This is a genomic window from Hoeflea marina (genome assembly GCF_003182275.1).
GTDB classification, from domain to species: domain Bacteria; phylum Pseudomonadota; class Alphaproteobacteria; order Rhizobiales; family Rhizobiaceae; genus Hoeflea; species Hoeflea marina.
Window position 1 is genome coordinate 382,109 of the sequence record NZ_QGTR01000002.1, and the last position, 19,834, is coordinate 401,942.

Annotated in this window: 19 protein-coding genes; 4 read left to right on the forward strand and 15 right to left on the reverse strand. The window is 65.7% G+C overall.

The annotated features are described in order from the left end of the window. Positions 1-2 precede the first annotated feature (2 nt). The 8 genes from DFR52_RS08215 to uxaC form a co-directional block, all read right to left on the reverse strand. Positions 3-1,448: a mannitol dehydrogenase family protein gene (locus DFR52_RS08215; protein ID WP_110031464.1), complete on the reverse strand. Its 1,446-nt coding sequence runs from the start codon at positions 1,446-1,448 to the stop codon at positions 3-5. Further along, positions 1,426-2,154, reverse strand: coding sequence for a 2-dehydro-3-deoxy-D-gluconate 5-dehydrogenase KduD (gene kduD / locus DFR52_RS08220; RefSeq protein ID WP_110031465.1), 729 nt, complete (start codon positions 2,152-2,154; stop codon positions 1,426-1,428). The genes DFR52_RS08215 and kduD overlap by 23 nt, the downstream gene beginning before the upstream one ends. Further along, on the reverse strand, positions 2,151-2,975 hold the full coding sequence (gene kduI, locus DFR52_RS08225) for a 5-dehydro-4-deoxy-D-glucuronate isomerase (RefSeq protein ID WP_110031466.1): 825 nt from the start codon (positions 2,973-2,975) through the stop codon (positions 2,151-2,153). Before kduI ends, kduD begins: the two co-directional genes overlap by 4 nt. 11 nt (positions 2,976-2,986) lie before the next feature. Next, entirely contained in the window at positions 2,987-3,301 is a 315-nt protein-coding gene (locus DFR52_RS08230) for a cupin domain-containing protein (RefSeq protein ID WP_210205803.1), read from the reverse strand. A 4-nt stretch (positions 3,302-3,305) separates the two neighbouring features. Next, complete coding sequence (locus DFR52_RS08235; RefSeq protein WP_110031467.1) at positions 3,306-4,586, reverse strand: TRAP transporter large permease; 1,281 nt, start codon at positions 4,584-4,586, stop codon at positions 3,306-3,308. A 4-nt stretch (positions 4,587-4,590) separates the two neighbouring features. Then, positions 4,591-5,100, reverse strand: coding sequence for a TRAP transporter small permease (locus tag DFR52_RS08240; RefSeq protein ID WP_110031468.1), 510 nt, complete (start codon positions 5,098-5,100; stop codon positions 4,591-4,593). Between the two features lie 69 nt (positions 5,101-5,169). Next, positions 5,170-6,150 carry a TRAP transporter substrate-binding protein gene (locus DFR52_RS08245; protein ID WP_110031469.1) on the reverse strand — a complete coding sequence of 327 codons (981 nt, stop codon included), beginning with the start codon at positions 6,148-6,150 and terminating at the stop codon, positions 5,170-5,172. A 26-nt stretch (positions 6,151-6,176) separates the two neighbouring features. Beyond that, entirely contained in the window at positions 6,177-7,583 is a 1,407-nt protein-coding gene (gene uxaC, locus DFR52_RS08250; RefSeq protein ID WP_110031470.1) for a glucuronate isomerase, read from the reverse strand. A gap of 110 nt (positions 7,584-7,693) precedes the next feature. On the opposite strand from uxaC, the gene DFR52_RS08255 reads away from it, so the two are divergent. Continuing rightward, complete coding sequence (locus DFR52_RS08255; RefSeq protein WP_110031471.1) at positions 7,694-8,392, forward strand: GntR family transcriptional regulator; 699 nt, start codon at positions 7,694-7,696, stop codon at positions 8,390-8,392. Positions 8,393-8,394: 2 nt separating this feature from the next. Continuing rightward, positions 8,395-9,291, forward strand: coding sequence for a sugar kinase (locus DFR52_RS08260; RefSeq protein WP_110031472.1), 897 nt, complete (start codon positions 8,395-8,397; stop codon positions 9,289-9,291). Here the strand turns inward: DFR52_RS08260 and DFR52_RS08265 are convergent, their stop codons facing one another. From DFR52_RS08265 to DFR52_RS08285, 5 genes are all read right to left on the reverse strand, one after another. After that, positions 9,292-10,323 (reverse strand): Gfo/Idh/MocA family protein, encoded by a 1,032-nt coding sequence (locus tag DFR52_RS08265; protein ID WP_110031473.1) that lies wholly within the window; start codon positions 10,321-10,323, stop codon positions 9,292-9,294. It abuts the gene before it with no gap. Next, positions 10,324-11,364, reverse strand: coding sequence for a Gfo/Idh/MocA family protein (locus DFR52_RS08270; protein WP_280954185.1), 1,041 nt, complete (start codon positions 11,362-11,364; stop codon positions 10,324-10,326). 32 nt (positions 11,365-11,396) lie between these two features. Beyond that, positions 11,397-12,581, reverse strand: coding sequence for a mannonate dehydratase (gene uxuA / locus DFR52_RS08275; RefSeq protein WP_110031474.1), 1,185 nt, complete (start codon positions 12,579-12,581; stop codon positions 11,397-11,399). Between the two features lie 94 nt (positions 12,582-12,675). After that, on the reverse strand, positions 12,676-14,571 hold the full coding sequence (locus DFR52_RS08280; RefSeq protein WP_110032024.1) for a TRAP transporter large permease: 1,896 nt from the start codon (positions 14,569-14,571) through the stop codon (positions 12,676-12,678). A 91-nt stretch (positions 14,572-14,662) separates the two neighbouring features. Then, positions 14,663-15,697, reverse strand: coding sequence for a TRAP transporter substrate-binding protein (locus tag DFR52_RS08285; protein WP_110031475.1), 1,035 nt, complete (start codon positions 15,695-15,697; stop codon positions 14,663-14,665). Between the two features lie 134 nt (positions 15,698-15,831). Here DFR52_RS08285 and DFR52_RS08290 point away from each other — a divergent pair, with 134 nt between their 5' ends. Together DFR52_RS08290 and DFR52_RS08295 are read left to right on the forward strand one after the other, a co-directional pair. Further along, positions 15,832-16,590 carry a GntR family transcriptional regulator gene (locus DFR52_RS08290; protein WP_110031476.1) on the forward strand — a complete coding sequence of 253 codons (759 nt, stop codon included), beginning with the start codon at positions 15,832-15,834 and terminating at the stop codon, positions 16,588-16,590. A gap of 169 nt (positions 16,591-16,759) precedes the next feature. After that, positions 16,760-17,332 carry a cupin domain-containing protein gene (locus DFR52_RS08295; protein ID WP_110031477.1) on the forward strand — a complete coding sequence of 191 codons (573 nt, stop codon included), beginning with the start codon at positions 16,760-16,762 and terminating at the stop codon, positions 17,330-17,332. A gap of 58 nt (positions 17,333-17,390) precedes the next feature. Here DFR52_RS08295 and DFR52_RS08300 read toward each other — a convergent pair whose 3' ends face one another. Next, positions 17,391-18,674 (reverse strand): 4-aminobutyrate--2-oxoglutarate transaminase, encoded by a 1,284-nt coding sequence (locus tag DFR52_RS08300; protein ID WP_110032025.1) that lies wholly within the window; start codon positions 18,672-18,674, stop codon positions 17,391-17,393. A gap of 187 nt (positions 18,675-18,861) precedes the next feature. Next, entirely contained in the window at positions 18,862-19,728 is an 867-nt protein-coding gene (locus DFR52_RS08305; protein ID WP_110031478.1) for a DUF6159 family protein, read from the reverse strand. Between the last annotated feature and the right edge of the window lie 106 nt (positions 19,729-19,834).

Consider the following 19,834-nt stretch of genomic DNA (forward strand, 5'->3'; position numbering starts at 1 on the left):
GCCTACCGTCCGAGCAGATCCATGACGGCTGCCTGGGCGCCGAGACGCGTGAGCTTCTCGTAGGCAGCAGTCAGCGGTGCTGCCAGTTGATCGGCGAGGGCCGCAGGAAAGATCTCGCGCAGGCCAAGCAGGGCTGCGACTTTCGCCGATCCTTCGGCACTGTCCGAGAGCGCGCGCAGCCGTGCCGACATCGGGTCCTTGACCTCGATCGGCTGGCCCTTTTCGTCGATGCCGCCGACATAGCGCATCCATGCGGCCACCGCGAGCATCAGCCCCGGCGATGCGCGTCCGGCGGTGAGATTGTCGCCAAGCGTTCCCAGAATGCGCTGCGGAAGCTTCTGGCTGCCGTCCATGGCGATCTGCCATGTGCGGTGACGGATCGCCGGGTTCCTGTAGCGCGCCATCAGCGCATCGGCGTAATCGCCCAGATCCTCGCCCGGCGGCGGCGTCAGTGCCGGGATGATCTCTTCGCGCCAAAGCCGCTCGACGAAGCGGGCGAAGTCGGGATCGGCGACCGTCTCGGATATGGTCTCGTATCCCGCCAGGTAGCCGAGATAGGCGAGCGACGAATGGGTGCCGTTGAGCATCCTGAGCTTCATGTGCTCGAATGGCGTCACATCGCCGACCAGTTGCACGCCGACAGCGCCGAGATCGGGACGCTGGCCGTCGACGAAGGTGTCTTCGACCACCCACTGCCGGAACGGCTCGTGCATCACCGGCGACGCGTCGTGGCGCCCGCTTTTCTGTTCCAGCCGGGCAATGTCCTCGGTCTTGGTGGCCGGCACGATGCGGTCGACCATGGTCGATGGAAACCGGCCTTCGAGTTCGATCCAGGCAGCAAGATCCGGATCGATCAGGCCTGCCAGCTCCAGCACCACGGCGCGAACCACGCGGCCGTTTTCCGGCAGGTTGTCGCAGGTCATCACCGTGAAAGGCTTAAGGCCTGCCGCGCGGCGCCGCTGCAACCCGCGCACGAGGAAGCCCGGGGCGGAAACCGGCAGCTCGTTTTCCAGATCGTGAACGATATCGGGATGAGCGCGGTTGAGCCGGCCGGTCGAGGGTTCGTGGCAATAGCCCTTTTCGGTCACTGTCAGCGAGACGATGCGTACATTCGGTTGCGCCATCTGCTCGAGCACCGCACCCGGGTTCTCGCGTGCCACCAGCACATTCTGCACCACGTCGATGATCCGCGCGGTCTCGCCGTCCGGACCCTGTTCCACCGCGGTATAGGCAAAACCCTGCGGCTCAAGCGCGTCGCGCTGGGTGGTCGATTGCAGCGATACGCCGACAATGCCCCAGTCGCCGCCCGATGCGCGCATTGCCTCGGCAATGTAGATGGCGCCATGGGCACGGAAGAAGGCGCCGAGTCCGAGATGGACGATGCCAATTCCCGGACGCGGTCCGCTTTGAGCCGTGATCCTCGTGTTATCGGGCAAGCCAGCCTCCATCGACGCTGAGCACGGCTCCGTGGATGTATTTCGCCGCCGGCGAGGCAAGGAAGACGGCGGCGTCGCCGATGTCGTTGGCTTCGCCCCAGCGGCCGGCCGGAATGCGCTCGAGGATCGCCTGGTTGCGCACCGGGTCGGCACGCAGCGCCTCGGTGTTGTTGGTCTCGATGTAGCCCGGCGCGATGGCGTTGACATTGATGCCCTTGGCCGCCCACTCATTGCACAGAAGCCGGGTCAGCCCGGCCACGCCGTGCTTGGCCGCGGTGTACGAGGCGACGCGGATGCCGCCCTGGAACGACAGCAGCGAGGCGATGTTGACGATCGCTCCCGTGCCGCCGCGCGCGAGCACCGCCTTGGCGAAGGCCTGGGCGGTGAAGAACACCGCCTTCAGGTTGACATCCATCACCTCGTCCCAGTCGGCTTCGCTGAACTCGACGGCGTCGGAGCGGCGGATGATGCCGGCATTGTTGACGAGGATGTCGATGGGCTCCGATGCGAAGACGTCGCGGGCGGCCATCGGATCGCCGAAGTCGAGCCTGAGTTCGCGCCCCTTCTCGATCATCGCCACGGTTTCGGCCGACGGGGAGCGGCCGGCGCAGATCACCTCCGCGCCCGCCTTGCCCATGGCAACCGCGATCGCCTGCCCGATTCCCGTATTAGCGCCGGTTACCAGGGCGCGCTTGCCTTCGAGCGAAAACGAATTCAACGCAACTGCTCCATGCCCACCATTTCGACGTCGCGATAATCGACATTGTCGCCGGCCATCGCCCAGATGAAGGTGTAGCTGCCGGTGCCGGCGCCGCAGTGGATCGACCAGGGCGGCGAGACGATCGCCTCTTCGTTCTTGACGACGATGTGGCGCGTCTCGTCGGGCTCGCCCATCATGTGGAAGACGCGGGCGTCCGGCGCCAGGTCGAAATAGAGATAGGCTTCCATCCGGCGGTCGTGCACATGCGCCGGCATGGTGTTCCACACCGAACCGGGGGCGAACTGTGTGTAGCCGACGACCAGCTGGCAGGACTGCATCACATCGGGATGGACGAACTGGTTGATGGTGCGCTCGTTCGATGTTTCCGCCGAGCCAAGCTTGACTTTCTTGGCGTCGCCGATGCGGATCAGGCGCGCCGGATAGGCGTGGTGGGCCGGGGCGGAGAGAATGTAGAAGCGGCCGGCGCCATCGAAGGTCACGGGACCCGCGCCCATCGGCAGATAGAGAACGTCACCCTTTTCGAGGCCGTAGCTCTCGCCGCCGGCGGCAACCGTGCCGCTGTCGCCGATGTTGACGACCGCCATCTCGCGCCGGTCTAGAATGCTTGCCGTGCCGCACTGCCTGACCTCGTCGAGCACCAGCGCCGAACCGTGCGGCACCGCGCCGCCGACGATCATGCGGTCGTAATGGGTGTAGCAGAGACGGATTTCACCATCGCGGAACAGGTCGCCCATGTGGAAATTGGCCCGCAGCGCGTCGGTGTCGAAGCCCTTTGCGGTCCTGGGATCGATGGCGTGGCGGGTTTCAACGGTGAGCATGCATAGTCCTTTCAGAGAAAATCGTCACGGCGCGGCGTGAACGTGTCGATGAGCCGGCCCGGTTCGAGGCAGCGGCAGCCGTGCACCGCATTGGAGGGAATGACGAAGCTGTCACCCGGTGCGACTTCAAGATCTTCACCGGAGACGGAGAAAACGAAACGTCCCGATTGCACATAGGTCGATTGCACGTGGCTGTGCGAATGCAGCTTGCCCTCGGCGCCTTTGGCAAACTCGAAGCTGACCATCATCAGTTCCGGGCTGTCGGAGAGAACCTGGCGGATGACGCCGGGATCGGTGGGCACTGCGGGAAAGCGCTTGAGCATCATGACCTCAATGGAACTGGGCGGGGAGCCACAGCGACAGCTGCGGGATATAGGTAACCAGCATCAGCGTGACAAACGCCGCGCCGTAGAACGGCCAGATGGTGCGCATCGCCTGCCAGATCGGGATCTTGCCGACGGCGCAGCCGACGAACAGCACCGCCCCGACCGGCGGCGTGCAGAGGCCGATGCCGAGATTGAGAATGAGAATCACCCCGAAATGCACCGGGTCGACGCCGAAGGCGACGGCGACGGGCAGGAAGATCGGCGTGGTGATGACGATCAGCGGCGACATGTCCATGAAGGTGCCGAGGATCAGCAGCACCACGTTCATCAGCAGAAGGATGACGATCGGGTTGTCGGAGATGCCCTTGAGCATCATCACCATCGAGGTCGGTACGCGCGTGTAGGCGAGCAGCCAGCCGAAGGCGGCGGCGCAGCCGATCACCATCAGCACCATCGCGGTGGTGCGCACGGCGGCCATGGTGGCGGCGACGAAGTCGGTCCATGTGAGCGAGCGGTAGACGAAGAAGGTAACGAACATCGCGTAGACGACGGCGATGTTGGAGGATTCCGACGCCGTGAAGATGCCCGAGCGCACGCCGCCGAAGATGATGGCGATCAGGATCAGGCCGGGGACGGCATTGCCGAACAGGGAGAGCAGGGCGCGGCCACCGGGGAACGGTTCTGTGGGATAGCCGCGACGCCGGGCGACAAACCAGGCGGCGACCATCAGCGACAGCGCCAGCACGGCGCCGGGTATGATGCCGGCGGTGAACAGGTCGGCGATCGAGATCTTGCCGCCCGCCGATATCGAATAGATGATCATGTTGTGAGAGGGCGGGATCATCAGCGCGATGATCGAGCCCACCACGGTGATGTTGACGGCGTAGTCGACATCGTAGCCGCGTGCCTTCATCTGCGGCACCATCAGGCCGCCGACGGCGCTGGCGTCGGCCGCAGCCGAGCCGGAAACACCGCCGAACATGACGCTCGCCAGGATATTGACCTGGCCCAGGCCGCCGCGCAGGTGCCCGACCATGGCGCCGGCGAGTGCCACCAGTCGCCGGGCGATGTCGCCGCGCACCATCAGGTCGCCGGCGAAGATGAAGAACGGGATCGCCATCAGGGCGAACACCGAGACCCCGGAGTTCATTCGCTGGAACACCACCACCGGCGGCAGGCCGAGATAGGCGATGGTGGCAAAGCTCGACACGCCAAGGCAGAAGGCGACGGGCGTGCCGATAAGCAGCAGCACGACGAAGGTGCCGAAAAGGACCCAGAGTTCCATCGTCTCAATCCTCCAGCTCGGTTTCGCCGAAACGCGCCGTCGGCAGGCCGGCCAGGCGCCGCGCGATCCGTTCGATCGAGAATAGCACGACGAGCACGCCACCGGCCACGATGGGCATGAAATCAAATGCGCCGGATATTCCGAGGCTGGGCAAAATGTTGGGCGCGGCGTTGACCGCCAGCTGCGTGCCGTAGATCGCCATGCCGGCGCCGAAGGCGATCACCACGACGTCGGAGACGGTGTGCAGCCACAGCTTCACCCGGTCCGGCACCACATAGAGCATGACATCGAAGGACAGGTGGTAGCCCTCGCGGATGCCGACGGCGGCGCCGAGGAAGATGAACCAGCCCATGATCATCACCGAAGCGGGCTCGGTCCACGAAATGGAGTCATTAAGGACGTATCGCCAGAACACCTGGCAGGCGATCAGCGCCGTCATCGCCACCAGACCGATCCCCGATAGCCAAAGCGCCAGCCGCGCCACCACGCTGGTCGCCAGCGCGACGCTTGTCATCCGATCCTGCACGTCCACCCCTCCATTGAGAAAACGGCCCGCGGGAAGCCCCGCGGGCCGGTCGTCAGACTATTTGGTTGCCTGGATCGCGGCGACCATTTCCTTGAGCTTGTCGGACTTGACGTATTTCTCGTAGACCGGCTTCATCGCATCGATGAAGGGCTGCTTGTCGATATCGGTGATGATCTCGTTGCCGGCCGCCCGGATCTTGTCCTGCGAGATCTTTTCCTGTGCTTCCCAGAGTTCGCGCATCACCGGAACCGAAGCCTTGGCCGCGGAACGGACAGCTTGCTGATCCTCCGGGCTCAGCTTGTCCCAGGACTTCTTCGACATCACCAGCACTTCCGGCACGATCAGGTGCTGGTCGAGCGTGTAGTATTTGGCCACTTCGTAGTGGCCGGAGGTGTCGTAGGAGGGCCAGTTGTTTTCGGCTCCGTCGATGACGCCGGTCTGGATCGACGAGTAGACTTCGCCATAGGGAAGCGGCGTGGCGTTGGCGCCCAGCGCGCTGACCATGTCGACGAACATATCGGACTGCATGACGCGGAACTTCATGCCCTTCATGTCTTCCATCGACTTGATCGGCTTTTCCTTGTTGTAGAAGCTGCGCGAGCCGCCGTCATAGAAAGCCAGCCCGATCAGATCGTGGGCCGCGAACGCGTCGAGGATCTGCTGGCCGATCGGACCATCCATCACGGTGTGCATGTGCGCGACCGAACGGAAAATGTAGGGCAGCGACGGGATCTGTGTTTCCTCGATGATGTTGTTGAACGGTCCGAGGCTGACGCGGTTGAGATCGATGGCGCCGAACTGGGTCTGCTCGATGGTGTCCTTTTCCTCGCCCAGCTGGGCCGAGTGGTAGACTTCGATGCACAGCTTGCCGCCGGTGCTTTCCTCCAGCGTCTTCCCCATGGCCTTGACCGCCTCGACGGTCGGATAGCCATCCGGATGCGTGTCGGATGATTTGAGCGTGGTGTCGCAGGCGCTCGCCGTCATCACCATGGCCGCGGTCGCCAGCAGCATGCCGGTCAGGGTTTTCATCAGTGTCATGGTCATTCTCCTCCCAGAAATGGCTCTCAGAGCCGATAGGCCTGCTTGGCAAGCCGGTAAGCGAGGTCGTGGGCGACCTCGAAAGCCTCGTCCTCCGCCAGACGTCCGCTGGCCACCAGCGTGGCCAGATAGCCGCAGTCGACCCGCCTGGCGACATCATGCCGGGCGGGGATCGAGCAGAAGGCGCGGGTGTCGTCGTTGAAGCCGACAGTGTTGTAGAAGCCCGCGGTTTCCGTCGTCATCTCGCGGTAGCGGCGCATGCCCTCCGGGCTGTCGAAGTACCACCATGCGGGGCCGAGCTTGAGCGACGGATAGACGCCGGCCAGAGGCGCGAGTTCGCGCGAATAGGCGGACTCGTCGAGGCCGAAGAGGATGATCGAGAGCCGCGGATCGGTGCCGAAGGCGTCGAGAAGCGGCTTGAGCGCGCGGACATAGTCGGTGCGGGTGGGGATGTCGAAGCCCTTGTCGCGGCCGAATGTCGCCAGCATGGGCGCCGAATGGTTGCGGAACGAGCCGGGATGGATCTGCATCACCAGGCCGTCGTCGAGGCTCATGCGTGCCATTTCGGTCAGCATCTGGCCGCGGAAAGCGTCGGCCTCCTCGGCCGAACAGGTGCCGGCCAGTGCCTTTTCGAACAGGATCGCCGCCTGGTCCTGGCTCATGTCCTCGGTTCGCGCGGTGGCGTGGCCATGGTCGGACGAGGTGGCGCCGCGGGCGATGAAATAGGCCCGCCGGTTGCGGTGGGCGGCGAGATAGCCGGTCCAGGAACGGGTGTCCTCGCCGGTGATCTCTCCGAGGCTCTCGACATTGCCGGCAAAGCCCGCGAACTCCGGATCGATCACCGGGTCGGGCCGGTAGGCGGTGATGACCCGTCCGCTCCAGCCCGAGGCCTTGATCTTGTCGTGCCAGGCCAGCGGATCGAGCGGGCTCTCGGTGGTGGCGATGACCTCGATGTTGAAGCGCTCGAACAGCGCGCGCGGCCGGAACTCGGGCTTCGCCAGGCAGTCGGAGATGCGGTCGTAATACATGTCGGCGGTCTTGGCCGACAGCCGCTCGTCGATGCCGAACAGCTCCTCGAAGACGTGGTCCAGCCACATCTGCGAGGGCGTGCCCCGGAACAGGAAATAGTTCTGGGCGAGCACCCGCCAGATCTTGCGGCCGTCGGCCTCCGTGGGACCGCCGTCGGCGCGCGGCACGCCGAGTGCTTCGAGCGGGATGCCCTGGGAGAACAGCATGCGGAAGACATAGTGGTCCGGCGTGACAAGCAGCTGTGCCGGATCGGGGAAGGCCTCGTTCTCCGCATACCAGCGCGGATCGGTATGACCATGCGGACTGACGATGGGCAGGCCCTTGACCTGATCGTAGAGGGCGCGCGCAATGCCGCGGCTTCGGTCCTCGAGCGGAAACAGGCGATCCTTGTCCAGAAGGGCCATTGTCAGTCTCTCTCCCTTGCCAAGTCCAACAGTTTTATTATGGTGTTGGTTGTTGTAATAGACTAATATGCCAGTATGGCGGGGCTGTCAATCAGCCGGGAGGTTCGCACATGGTCGATATATTCCAGCTGCCGGCGATCGAGCCGATGGCCAGGCCATCGGTTGCCGACCAGGTGTTTGAGGAACTGCACCGCCAGGTGCTGTCGCTGGAACTGCCGCCAGGCGCCAAGCTGTCCGAAATCGACGTTGCCCGGCAGATGGGCGTCTCGCGCCAGCCGGTGCGCGACGCCTTCTACCGGCTGTCGAAGCTCGGATTCCTGCAGATCCGGCCTCAGCGCGCCACCACCGTCAGCCAGATCTCGGCCACCGACGTGCTCAACGCCCGCTTCGTGCGCACGTCGCTCGAGATCGAGATCATCCGCATCGCATGCGCGGCGCTGACGGAGGCGGATTTCGCTGCCCTCGACGCCCTGATCATCGCCCAGGACGCCGCGGTCCAGGGTGGCGACAAGGGCCGGTTTCATCGCCTCGACGATCTTTTCCACAAGGAAATCTGCGACCGCTCGGGAATGGGCTTTGCCTGGGAGATCATCCGCGAAAACAAGGCCCATATGGACAGGGTGCGGTTCCTGTCGCTTGCCTTCGCCTCGCAGCGCGCGCTAGACGATCACAAGATCATCCTCGATGCGCTCAAGGCCAGGGATGTGGAAGCCGCCGCCGCTGCCATGCGCGAACATCTTTCGCGCATCCAGGGCATCATCGATCGCATAAGGTCCGAGCACCACGCCTGGTTCGAGGACGAGGAGTGACAGTGCAACGTTTTGTCTCGATCGGCGAATGCATGGTGGAAATGGCGCCTGCGGGGCCGGAAGGCCAGTTCCGCCTCGGCTATGCCGGCGACACGCTCAACACCGCCTGGTATGTGCGCCGCCTGCTGCCGTCCGGGTGGCAGGTCGAGTATCTGACCGCTGTCGGCACCGACCCGATCTCGGACCGGATGCTGGAGTTCATCGCCGCTGCCGGCATCGACACCGGCAATATCGCGCGTTTGCCAGACCGCACCGTCGGGCTCTATCTCATCGAGCTCAGCAACGGCGAACGCAGCTTCGCCTACTGGCGTTCGCAGAGCGCGGCGCGCAAGCTTGCCGACGATCCCGAGCGGCTGGGATCGGCCATTCATGGCGCCGCGGTGATCTACCTCTCGGGCATCACGCTCGCCATTCTCGATGGTGACGGTCGCGACCTGCTGATCGCGGCGCTGGCCGGCGCCCGCGCCGCCGGCGCGATCGTCGTCTTCGATCCGAATCTCCGCCCGCGGCTCTGGTCCGGCGTCGGGGCGATGCGCAAGGCCGTCATGCAGGCGGCCGGCCAGGCCGATATCGTGCTGCCCTCGCATGACGACGAGGCGAGCTTCTTCGGCGACGCCGACATCGAGGCCACGGCCCGCCGCTATGCTGCGGCGGGAGCCGGTCTCGTCGTGGTCAAGAACGGCGCCGGCCGGATCGCCACGCTCGACGCCGGCGAACTGGCCTTCCACGACCCTCTCTCCGTGTCCGAGGTGGTCGATTCGACGGCCGCCGGGGACAGCTTCAACGCCGGCTTCCTCGCCGCCCATCTGGCCGGCGCCAGCCGTGCCGAGGCCGTTGCCGCCGGCTGCGACATCGCCGCCCGGGTCATCGGCGCCCGCGGCGCGCTCGTCGAAGTCTGATCAGCGCGACAGCAGGTTGCCGCGCCGCACCGCCTGCGCCTGCGCCTGCAGTGCCAGCCGGCTCACCGTGAATGTGTGGCTCTGGCTGACAGCAGTCTCCGTGCGGTTGACCACGTCGCCAGCGAGCTGACCGAAATACGGAAGCGACGCATCGCTGCAGTCAATGTGCTCGCAGCGGCTGCCATTGACCAGGAACAGGTGGTCGGTTCCCGGCCGGCCGGCGACATCGACATATTTTCTCAGTTCGATGCTGCCTTCGCTGCCGAGGATGAACAGCCGTCCGTCGCCCCAGTTGGGCAGCGCATCGGCCGTATACCAGTCGACGCGGATATATCCCTGCGAGCGGCCCGATGCGAGGTTGAGTTCGCCGAAATCCTCGAAGTCGGGACGCTCGGGATTGGCGAAGTTGCCGATCGCGGCATGCACGATCTCGGCGGTCTCGAGGCCCGTGAAGTGCAGGAACTGGTCGATCTGGTGGCAGGCGATGTCGGTGAGAATGCCGCCGTAGCGGCCGGCGTCGAAGAACCAGTCGGGCCTGAGATGCGCGTTGAGCCGGTGGGGTCCCATGCCGATGGTCTGGATCACTTCGCCGATGGCGCCCGCCCGCACCAGCTCGGTGGCCCGGGTCACCGCGCGGACCTCGAAGCGCTCCGAGAAATTGACCGACCAGATGCGGCCGGTCCGGGCGACGACGGTCTCGATCTGCGCGAGTTCGGAGAGCGTGATGCAGCCCGGCTTGTCGGTCATCACGTCCTTGCCGTGCTGCATGGCGGAAATGGCATGGGCGGCGCGGTGCTCGGGCGCCGAGGCGACCAGCATCAGCCTGATCTCGGGATCCTCCAGCAGCGTGCGGACATCGGCGGCGCGCGGCACGCCGGGGAAGCGTTTTTCGAAGCCCTCGAGCGGCAGCGGCGATCCATCGGTCCAGTAGCCGGCGAATGTGCCGCCCGCGGCGATCATGCCTTCCGCCATGCCGTAGATGTGGCGATGGTCGAGTCCCATGGCAGCGAATTTGAACGGCGGCGTATCCATCTAGAAGTCCATCCGCTCGACGGCGGCGGCTGCGCCGTCGCGCGAGGACGTCACCATGGCGTCGATCAGCGCATGGACGTTGAGCGCCGCGCGGCCGGTGACGAGAGGCGGGCGGCCGGTCCGGATCGCATCGGCGAAATCTGCGATCAGGTCGCGGTGCCAGTCGCAGGGAAACGCCATCGGATCGGCGCCGCCGCCGGTGCCCGAGAGTTCGCCCTGCTCCTCGCTGCGGCCGTCGCGCCAGGTCACGCTGAGATGTCCGCCCTTCAGGACGGCGGTGCCGCGCGTTCCGTCGATGACCATGCTTTCCGCGCCGCCCGGATAGGTGGCGGTGGTGGCGACGATGGACCCGACTGCGCCGGAGGCGTAGCGGACGCCCGCGGCGGCGAAGTCCTCCGATTCCATCTCATGGGTTTTCGTCGTGGCGCAGAAGGCCTGCACGTTGTCCGCCGGACCGGTCAGGCTCAGCATCAGGTCGAGCACGTGGATCGCCTGGCTGATCAGCACGCCGCCGCCGTCACGCTCGTAGCTGCCGCGTCCCGGCACGTCGTAATAGCTCTGCGGCCGCCACCAGGGAATGTCGGCGCGCACCAAACACAGTTCGCCCAGTTCGCCTGCCGCGACCAGCTCGGCAAGCCTGCGGGCGCCGGCGCGCATCCGGTGCTGGAAGACGACACCGAGCTGCACCCTTGCACGCTCGCAGGTCTCGACGATCTCGCGGGCGGCGGCCGTGCTGCGCTCCACCGGCTTTTCCGTCAGCACATGCTTGCCGGCTGCGGCAAGCAGACGGATGATGTCGGTACGCTGGTGCGGCGGGGTGATGACGATGACGCCGTCGGTGGCCGGATCGAGGGCGATTTCCTCGATGCTGTCGAAGACGCGGCAGCCGATCGAGGCGGCGGCATGCACGGACTTGTCGCGCCCGCGGTTGAACACGCCGGTGACCTCGATGCTTCCCGCGAGCTCCGCCAGCGCCTCCAGATGCGGTTTGGAAGCCATGCCGAGTCCGATGACCGCAAGGCCGGTTTTCCGTTCACTCACTGTCTCTCTCCTGCTCTCGCGCACCGGCTGCCTCAGCGGTCGGCGGTGAGCGCGGCGATGATGCCGCGCAGTTCGGCCAGGCCGCGCAGGCGACCGACCGCGGGGTAACCGGGGCTGCCGGCCTCGTGGAGGTCGCCGAGCATGCGCTGGCCATGATCGGGGCGGAAGATGATGGATGTTTCGGGCGAACGTTTGGCGTCTTCCGCGAGCAGTTCGTGGATCACCGCCACCATGTCGACATCGCCCTCGAGATGCGCCGATTCGTGGAACGACAGCGGGTTCTCCTCGCGCTTGGTGGCGCGCAGATGGGCGAAGTGGATGCGCGCTGCGAACTGCCGGGCGATCGCCGGCAGGTCGTTGCCGGCGCGCACGCCCAGGCTGCCGGTGCAGAAGCACATGCCGTTGGCGGGCGAGGGGACTGCATCAAAGAGAGCGGCGTAGTCCTCCGCCGTCGAGGCGATGCGCGGCAGGCCGAACAGCGAGCGCGGCGGGTCGTCCGGATGCAGCGTCAGCTTGACGCCGCAGGCCTCGGCCGCGGGCGTCACCGCCTCGAGGAAGCCGACGAGATGCGCGCGCATCTGCCGGGCATCGATGCTGGCATAGGCCGCGAGCTTGTCGCGAAACTGCGGAATCGTCAGCGGCTCGGTGGTCGAGCCGGGCAGGGCGCTGGTGATGTTGTTGGTCACATAGGCAACTTCCGCCTCGTCCATCGCCTCGAAGGTTGCTCTCGCCCGGGCCCTGGCCTCCGCCGAATACTCGGCTTGCGCGCCACTCCGCTCAAGCACGAACAGGTCGAAGGCGGCGAACTTGTCCTGGTCGAAGCGCATCGCCGTCGAACCGGTGGGCGTGACGAAGTCGAGGTCGGTGCGGGTCCAGTCGACGACCGGCATGAAATTGTAGCAGACGATGCCGATGCCGTTGGCCGCGACCGCCTCCATGCTGGCGATCCAGGCCTCGATCTCCGCCTTGGCGGCCGCGCCGGTGCGCTTGACCGCATCGGGGATCGGGATGCTCTCGACCACCGACCATCTGAGCTGAGTCCGCCCTGGTGGCGTGGTTTCGATGAGCGCCTTGCGCTCGGAGACAGCCTCCCTGGTCCACGCGGCGCCGATCGGCACCTGGTGCAGGGCGGAAACCACGTCCGTCGCGCCCGCCTGCCTGATCGTGTCGAGCGGCACGCCCGCATCGGGTCCGTACCACCGCCATCCCTGTCGCATTTCACAGTCTCCGCATTTGTGAGCCGACGCCTAGCCAATCCACCCTCAAAGGGCAATTGGCAGGAGTGGCTATTGGTTGGGCGCGAGCCCGGTCTCAGGGTCCGAACCAGCGGATCGGCAGCAGTGTCAGTTGCGGCACGTAGGTGACGAGCACCAGCACCACGAGCAGCGCGCAGATGAACGGCATGATCGCCTTGAACACGGCCGTCACGTCCGCCTTGCCGACCCGCGCCGTGGTGAAGACGAGCATTCCGAGCGGCGGCGTCAGGGCGCCGATCACCAGGTTGATGATCAGCACGATGCCGAAATGCAGGGGATCGACCCCGGCGGCGACCACCACTGGCACCAGGATCGGCACCAGGATCACCATCGCGGCGATCATTTCCATGAACAGGCCGACGAAGATCAGGAACAGGTTGATCAGCAGCAGCAGCACATAGCGGTTGTCGGAAACGGCGCTGAGCCCGGCGGCGATCTTCTGCGGCATCTGCTCGAAGGCCAGCACCCAGGCGAACGGCGCGGCGGCGGCGATGATGATGGCCACGGCCACCGTGTCGGCGGTCGATTCGCGCAGCGCCTCGGTGAAATTGTCGAGTGTGAGCACCCGGTAGATGAAGGCGCCGCAGAGAATGGCGAACAGAAAGGCCATGGCGCCGGCCTCGGTCGCTGTGAAGATGCCGAAGCGGACGCCGCCGACGATCAGCACCGGCAAAAGCAGCGCCGGCAGCGCGTACCACAGCGAGGTCAGCCGTTCGCGCCCGGTGGAGCGCTCGCGGTCGCCACCATAGCCGCGGGCGCGGGAGACCAGGTAGACCACGGCGGACAGCGCCACCGCCGCCAGCAGGCCGGGCACGATCGTGCCGACGAACAGCGCGCCCACAGACACCGAGGCCAGTGCCGCGTAGATGATCAGGCCGAGGCCGGGCGGAATGAGGTTTGCCAGCGTCGACGAGGCCGAGGTCAGCGCGCAGGCGAAGGCGCGGTCGTAGCCGCGGCGCTCCATCTCCGGCACGATCAGCTTGGCGATTGCCGAGGCATCGGCCGTCGACGACCCGGAAACGCCGGCAAGCATGACGTTGGTGACCACATTGGCCTGGCCCAGGCCGCCGCGGAAATGGCCGACGAGATGGGTTGCGAGATCGACCAGCCGCGTGGTGATGCCGCCGGCATTCATCACCGCCGCCGCCATGATGAAGAACGGAATGGCAAGCAGGGTGAAGGAGTTGAGCGAGGACGACATGTTCTGGGTGACGATCACCAGCATCATGTTGCCGAGCGGGGCGAAGGCGGCGAAGGCGCCGAAGGCCAGCGCATAGGCGATGGGGACCTCGAGGAAGATCAGCGCCAGGGCCACGATCATCAGCACGATGGCGCTGCCGCCCTCGCCGTAGAGATTGTGGGCGCCGAAGCGGATGGCGAGATAGAGCGCGATGCCGGCCGCCATGGCCGCCAGCGGCAGCACGAAGCCGCCCTTTCGCGAAACCCCTTCCGTCGCCGGAACCGGTCTGAGCAGATAGACGAGATTGAGAACTCCGCCCACTGGGACCGCCAGGAACAGGTATTTGAGCGGCCACTGCATGGCCGGCGAAACCTGCATGGCGCGGTTCATGAAGTCGATGCCGTGCACCACCAGCATGACGCTGGCCGAGACCATCATGGTGCGGATGAAGAACAGATGCGCCGGGCGCATGGAGCGCGGAATGAACCGGTGCAGGAAGCCGATGGCGATGTGGCCGTCGCGGCCGGTGAGCACCGCCATGCCGACGAAGACGGCCCAGCTGAACAGCCATTGCGCCACTTCCTCCGGCCAGGCCAGCGAGGCATTGAGCACGTAGCGGCAGAACACCTGCAGGGCAGCGACCATGGCGGCCACGACGATCAGGCCGATCGACACCGTTTCCAGCGTCAGGTCGAGCCGGTGGTAGGCCCGGGCCAGCGGCCCTGAGGGCAGGCGGGAAGAATTGGCCCGATCGTCGGGGACAGCACTCATCTGCGGCATTCCATTCATGGCTGGGGCGAACCGGGTGCGGCCCGCAAGGCGTCGGCGCGGCGGACCTGGTGGTCCGCCGCGCCGTCTTTGATCAGGCGAGCGCCCGGATCTTGGCGATCATTTCCGCCGTCTTCGGGCTCTTGGAGCCGAACTCGTCGAACAGCGGCGCGGTCAGGTCGGCCCACTTGGCGCGCTCCGCCTCGTCGATTGCGTGCACCTCGACGCCGACGGCCTTGAGCTCGTCGAGGGCCTTGTCCGCCTTGGCGCGGTTCTCCGTGCGCTGCGCCAGGAATTCTTCCTTGGCGGTGTCGCGGACGATGGCCTGCAGGTCGGCGGGCAGGCTGTCGAGCCAGGCCGCGTTGACGCGAACGGCCTTGGGCAGGAACCAGTGATAGGTCGGCGTGACATGCTTGGCCTGTTCGTGCCACTTGAAGCCGAGCACCGAGAAGTAGTCCGACTCCAGCCCGTCGATGATGCCGGTCGACAGTGCCGCGTACTGCTCCGAATATGGCAGCGGCGTCGGATTGGCGCCGAGCTTCTTCCAGAAATCGACCCAGACGCGCAGTTCCGGCACCCGGATCTTGAGGCCCGACAGCGAGGCGAGATCGGTGACGGGGGTCTTGGCCAGCACATGGCGGAAGCCGCTTTCGCCATAGGCGACGAATTCGACGCCGGTCTTCTCGCGGGCGATCTGCGAGACTTCCGCGCCGAGGTCTCCCTGCAGCACCCGGTCGACATGGGCCTCGTCCTTGTAGATGAAGCCGGGCGCGCCGCCGAAGGCAGCGATCTCGGGCGCGATCGCCTCTTCGCTGTCGGGACCGGCGGTGGTGGCCTGGATGGTGCCGATCCGGCTGCCTTCGAGCAGTTGCGCCAGGCCGCCGAGCTGGCTGGCCGGGAAATGCTGCGCATCGATGCGGCCCTCGCTCTTCTCGTTCATCGACTTGGCCCAGCGCTCGAAGGCGTTGGTCAGCGGCGAGCCGATGGCTTCCGAATGGGCGATGCGGCAGGTGAACGTGTCGGCCGCGCTGGCGCGCGAGATGTAGGCCGGCAGGGCCAGGGTCGCGACTCCCGCCTGCACGAAGGCACGGCGGCTGATCGCAAGACTTGCGTTGAACGTCGATGTCATGAATGTCCCCTCCCCAGGGCGCTGAGAGTCAGGTCGCCAGGCGCCGGTCATTGTTCTATAACCGGTCACGAGTTTGCACTAGCCACCATACCGGTATGGTACTAAGTTGACATGTGAAAGCAACAGGAATCTTCATGGACAAGGCATTTCGAGACATGGACCTGATCGCGCCGCAGCTGTTCGAGCAGTTGCGGTCGGCCATCGTTGAAATGCGGCTTGCTCCCGGCAGCGCCCTGTCCGAGAAGGAAGTCTCCGAGCGCTACGGCGTCAGCCGCCAGCCGGTCCGCGAGGCCTTCATCAAGCTGTCCGAGGCAGGCCTGGTCGAGGTCCGCCCAAGCCGCGGGACCTTCGTGCGCAAAATCTCCGTGCGGGAGGTCGCCGATGCGCGTTTCGTCCGCGAGGCGGTGGAATGCAGCCTGGTGCGCTACGCCTGCCGGTTCATCACCGATGCCGACTGCGACAGCCTGCGGGGCCTGGTCGACAACCAGAAGCGGGCGGCGCTCGCCAATGATTTTGCCAGCTTCAACGCCAATGACGAGGATTTTCACCGCTGTATCGGCAACATCGTCCAATGCGATTACGCGCTGCGCACTGTGGTGGGGGCGCGCAACCAGATCGACCGTGTCCGGTTTCTCAGCCTCGGCGACGCCACGCCAATGCAGACCCTGATCAGCCAGCATGGCGACATCGTTGCCGCACTGGCGGCGCGCGACGCCGACGCAGCCGAGCGCGCCATGCGCCGGCATCTGCGCGAGGTCCTCATCGCCCTGCCGCGCCTCGCCCGGGCCAATCCCGACATCTTCAAGGACTACGACCTGCCCGCCCACACATTGCTGCTGATGCCCGACGAGGACGCCGTGGCCCCTCCCGTTGGACAGGCCGGACGCGAATAGCTATGGCTGATCCATGTCGTCCGAACGTATGCGGCGGTTTCGGGATCACCACATGCATCAAGCGTGATGACAAGAGCGAATGCATGTCGCCCGAAAGTGTGCAGCGGTTTTGGGACCACGAGATGTGCCTCGGCGGCGCATCCGGCAACGCACCAATCTGGAACCCGTCATGGAAGTCGGCGCACGGCTGAAACAGTTGAGAACCGCCCGGGGCCTGTCGCAGCGGCAGCTGGCGCTGCGCGCAGGTGTCACCAACGGTCTCATCTCGATGATCGAGCAGGGCCAGACCAGCCCGTCGGTGGCGTCGCTGAAGAAGATCCTCGATTCGGTGCAGATGACGTTCTCGGAGTTCTTCTCGACGGAATATCCCGACACGGAAAAGGTGTTCTTCGGCCGGGACGAGCTGCGCGAGATCAATCCGCTCCGGGTGTTCGGTGTCGGCGACGGCGCCAACGCCCTGGTGTCGCTGCGCCAGGTCGGCAACGCCTCGGCGCATTCCCTGCAGATGCTGCATGAGATCTACGCCCCCGGCGCCGACACCGGCGTCGAGCTCTACAGCCACGAGGCCGAGGAGGCGGGCATCATCATCTCCGGCCGGATCGAGCTGACTGTCGGAACCGAGGCCCGCGAACTGGGTCCCGGCGACGCCTATATCTTCGACAGTCGCATTCCGCACCGGTTCCGCAACCTCCGCGACGAGGCCTGTGTCGTCGTCAGCGCCTGCACGCCGCCGACCTTCTGACCCGCCGCCTGGCTTTGTCAGGGATGACGTCGTCAGCGGCGGGCCCGGCGGACGCCAGTTATTTGCCGTGTGCTTTCGCGGCCCGGATCGAGGCTTCGAGGATGCCGAGCGCCTCGCTGAAAATGTCGTCCTGGATGGTGATCGGCGCCAGGAAGCGGACGACATTGCCGTAGACGCCGCAGGTGAGCAGGATCAACCCGCGCTTGAGCGCCTCGGCCCGCACGGCATTGGCGAAATCGGCGCTCGGCAGCTTCGTGTCCACGGAGTTGAATTCGACCGCGTTCATGAAGCCATAGCCGCGGATGTCGGCGATTTCCGGAATGTCGTTGCGCAGGCTCTCGAGGAACTGCTTGAGCCGGTTGCCGAGCATGTCGGCGCGCTCGCACAGCTTCTCGTCCTCGATCACGTCGAGCACGGCGTGGGCCGCGGCGATGCCGAGCGGGCTGCCGCCATAGGTGCCGCCGAGCCCGCCTGGCTGCGGCGCGTCCATGATTTCGGCGCGGCCGGTGACGGCGGCAAGCGGGAAGCCGCCGGCGAGGCTCTTGGCCATGGTGGTGATGTCGGCGACCACGTCGTAGTGCTCCATGGCGAACATCTTGCCGGTGCGGGCAAAGCCCGTCTGCACCTCGTCGACGATCAGCAGCATGCCGTGCCTGTCGCAGAGGTCGCGGATCTTGCGCATGAAGTCGCGCGGCACGTCGTAGAAGCCGCCTTCGCCCTGCACCGGCTCGATGACGATCGCCGCCACGCGCGACGGATCGACATCGGCCTTGAACAGCGTTTCCAGCGCCTTGAGCGACTGCTCCGAACTCACCCCGTGCAGCGCCACCGGGAAGGGGGCATGGAAGACGTCGGTGACCATGGTGCCGAAGCCCGCCTTGTAGGGGAACACCTTGCCCGTCAGCGACATGCCCATGAAGGTGCGGCCGTGGAAGCCGCCCGAGAAGGCCACGATGGCGTTGCGCCGGGTGGCCGCGCGGGCGATCTTGACGGCGTTCTCGACCGCTTCCGCGCCGGTGGTGACGAAGATCGTCTTCTTCTCGAAGTCGCCGGGGACGATTTTGTTGAGCCGCTCGGCGAGATGCACATAGTTCTCGTAGGGCACCACCTGGTGGCAGGTGTGGGTGAAGCGGTCGATCTGCGCCTTCACCGCCTCGATCACGCGCGGATGACGGTGACCGGTGTTGACCACGGCGATGCCGGAGGCGAAGTCGATGTAGCGGTTGCCCTCGATGTCCCAGATCTCGGAATTCTCGGCGCGGTCGACATAGATCTGCGTCATCATGCCGACGCCCTGGGCGATCGCCTGGGACTTCCGCTCCGCCACCTGGGAATTCTTCATCTCGTCCTCCATCGGCGCCCGCGACAGGCACCTGGTTCGACGGAACCCGCTGCAAGGGCTGTTTAGTTTATTGAACAGCTACTCCGCATTCCCGCGCAATGCCAGCGGAATCATCCGTCCGGGAATGGATGGCGTGCGGGCGAACCATCGCCTTGCGAGCCCGGCGCCGGGCAGCTCGGCCCGAGGATCAGGACTGCCGCTCGGCCGAGAATGCGTTGCGGATCAGATCGGCGTCGAAATCATCCGGCATGTTGTGATCCACCGCATAGGCGTAGAGCGCCGCCCGCAGGATCGTGTTGAGCGTGGACGACACCAGCGCCAGCAGGACCATTGACGCGCCGGCGATGATCCACAGCGCGATGGCCGAGGGCGGCGAGCTTTCGAACCGGAAGACGCCGGCAATGGCGATCACCGCCACCGCCGTCGCGCCGATGCTGTTGATCACCGACAGGCCCACCACCGAGATCATCGATTCGCCCCAGGCGTGGCGGATGACCAGCAGCGAGCCGCGGACGGCATCGATCGGCCCGGTGCGCTCGGAGACCAGCACCGGCACGGCGAAATAGGTGGCCACCGCCCAGCCGGCGCCGAACAGTCCGACCAGAAACCGCATCAGGCCCCTGGACCGGTTCTCGATCTGGCTCAGGACAAAGCCGACGGTCGAGGTCAAGAGCGCCCAGGCGAAGATCTGCGGCAAGCGCTCGCCGGCGGCGCGCAGCCCGTCCATCACCGTCGGGTCGCCGCCGGCAAAGCGGATCCGGACGCAGGCGATCAGCGCCGCGTTGAAGAAGATCATCACGAAATAGGCGACGAAGTAGATGAGGAACAGCATGATCAGCAGCCTCGGATCGTCGGCTTCGGCCACCTTGCGCGAAAACACCTCGAGCCGTGCCATGATGCTGCCATCGGCGACGGCGGGGGCGACCGCGATCGCCGACAGCGACGACAGCGCCAGGGCCGACATCAGCGGAAACACCAGCAGTTCCTTGTCGAGCATCAGCACCCGCCAGCAGGCGCCCACCAGCCGGATCGAATTGGAGAACCTGGCACCCATGGCATCGCCCCCGTTTGCCGGAGCGGTGCTGGCGCATCCGCAGCCGGAACTTTCCGTATTTCTAATGGGCGAGGCTTAAAATACGGTTTCGCGCCTAAGCGCCGCA

Bases quoted from the DNA above. Each gene is read 5' to 3' on its own strand.
- DFR52_RS08215 (WP_110031464.1), bottom strand. From the start codon at position 1,448: ATGGAGGCTGGCTTGCCCGATAACACGAGGATCACGGCTCAAAGCGGA.
- kduI (WP_110031466.1), bottom strand. From the start codon at position 2,975: ATGCTCACCGTTGAAACCCGCCACGCCATCGATCCCAGGACCGCAAAG.
- DFR52_RS08230 (WP_210205803.1), bottom strand. From the start codon at position 3,301: ATGATGCTCAAGCGCTTTCCCGCAGTGCCCACCGATCCCGGCGTCATC.
- DFR52_RS08235 (WP_110031467.1), bottom strand. From the start codon at position 4,586: ATGGAACTCTGGGTCCTTTTCGGCACCTTCGTCGTGCTGCTGCTTATC.
- DFR52_RS08240 (WP_110031468.1), bottom strand. From the start codon at position 5,100: ATGACAAGCGTCGCGCTGGCGACCAGCGTGGTGGCGCGGCTGGCGCTT.
- DFR52_RS08245 (WP_110031469.1), bottom strand. From the start codon at position 6,150: ATGACACTGATGAAAACCCTGACCGGCATGCTGCTGGCGACCGCGGCC.
- uxaC (WP_110031470.1), bottom strand. From the start codon at position 7,583: ATGGCCCTTCTGGACAAGGATCGCCTGTTTCCGCTCGAGGACCGAAGC.
- DFR52_RS08255 (WP_110031471.1), top strand. From the start codon at position 7,694: ATGGTCGATATATTCCAGCTGCCGGCGATCGAGCCGATGGCCAGGCCA.
- DFR52_RS08265 (WP_110031473.1), bottom strand. From the start codon at position 10,323: ATGGATACGCCGCCGTTCAAATTCGCTGCCATGGGACTCGACCATCGC.
- uxuA (WP_110031474.1), bottom strand. From the start codon at position 12,581: ATGCGACAGGGATGGCGGTGGTACGGACCCGATGCGGGCGTGCCGCTC.
- DFR52_RS08280 (WP_110032024.1), bottom strand. From the start codon at position 14,571: ATGAGTGCTGTCCCCGACGATCGGGCCAATTCTTCCCGCCTGCCCTCA.
- DFR52_RS08285 (WP_110031475.1), bottom strand. From the start codon at position 15,697: ATGACATCGACGTTCAACGCAAGTCTTGCGATCAGCCGCCGTGCCTTC.
- DFR52_RS08290 (WP_110031476.1), top strand. From the start codon at position 15,832: ATGGACAAGGCATTTCGAGACATGGACCTGATCGCGCCGCAGCTGTTC.
- DFR52_RS08295 (WP_110031477.1), top strand. From the start codon at position 16,760: ATGGAAGTCGGCGCACGGCTGAAACAGTTGAGAACCGCCCGGGGCCTG.
- DFR52_RS08300 (WP_110032025.1), bottom strand. From the start codon at position 18,674: ATGAAGAATTCCCAGGTGGCGGAGCGGAAGTCCCAGGCGATCGCCCAG.
- DFR52_RS08305 (WP_110031478.1), bottom strand. From the start codon at position 19,728: ATGGGTGCCAGGTTCTCCAATTCGATCCGGCTGGTGGGCGCCTGCTGG.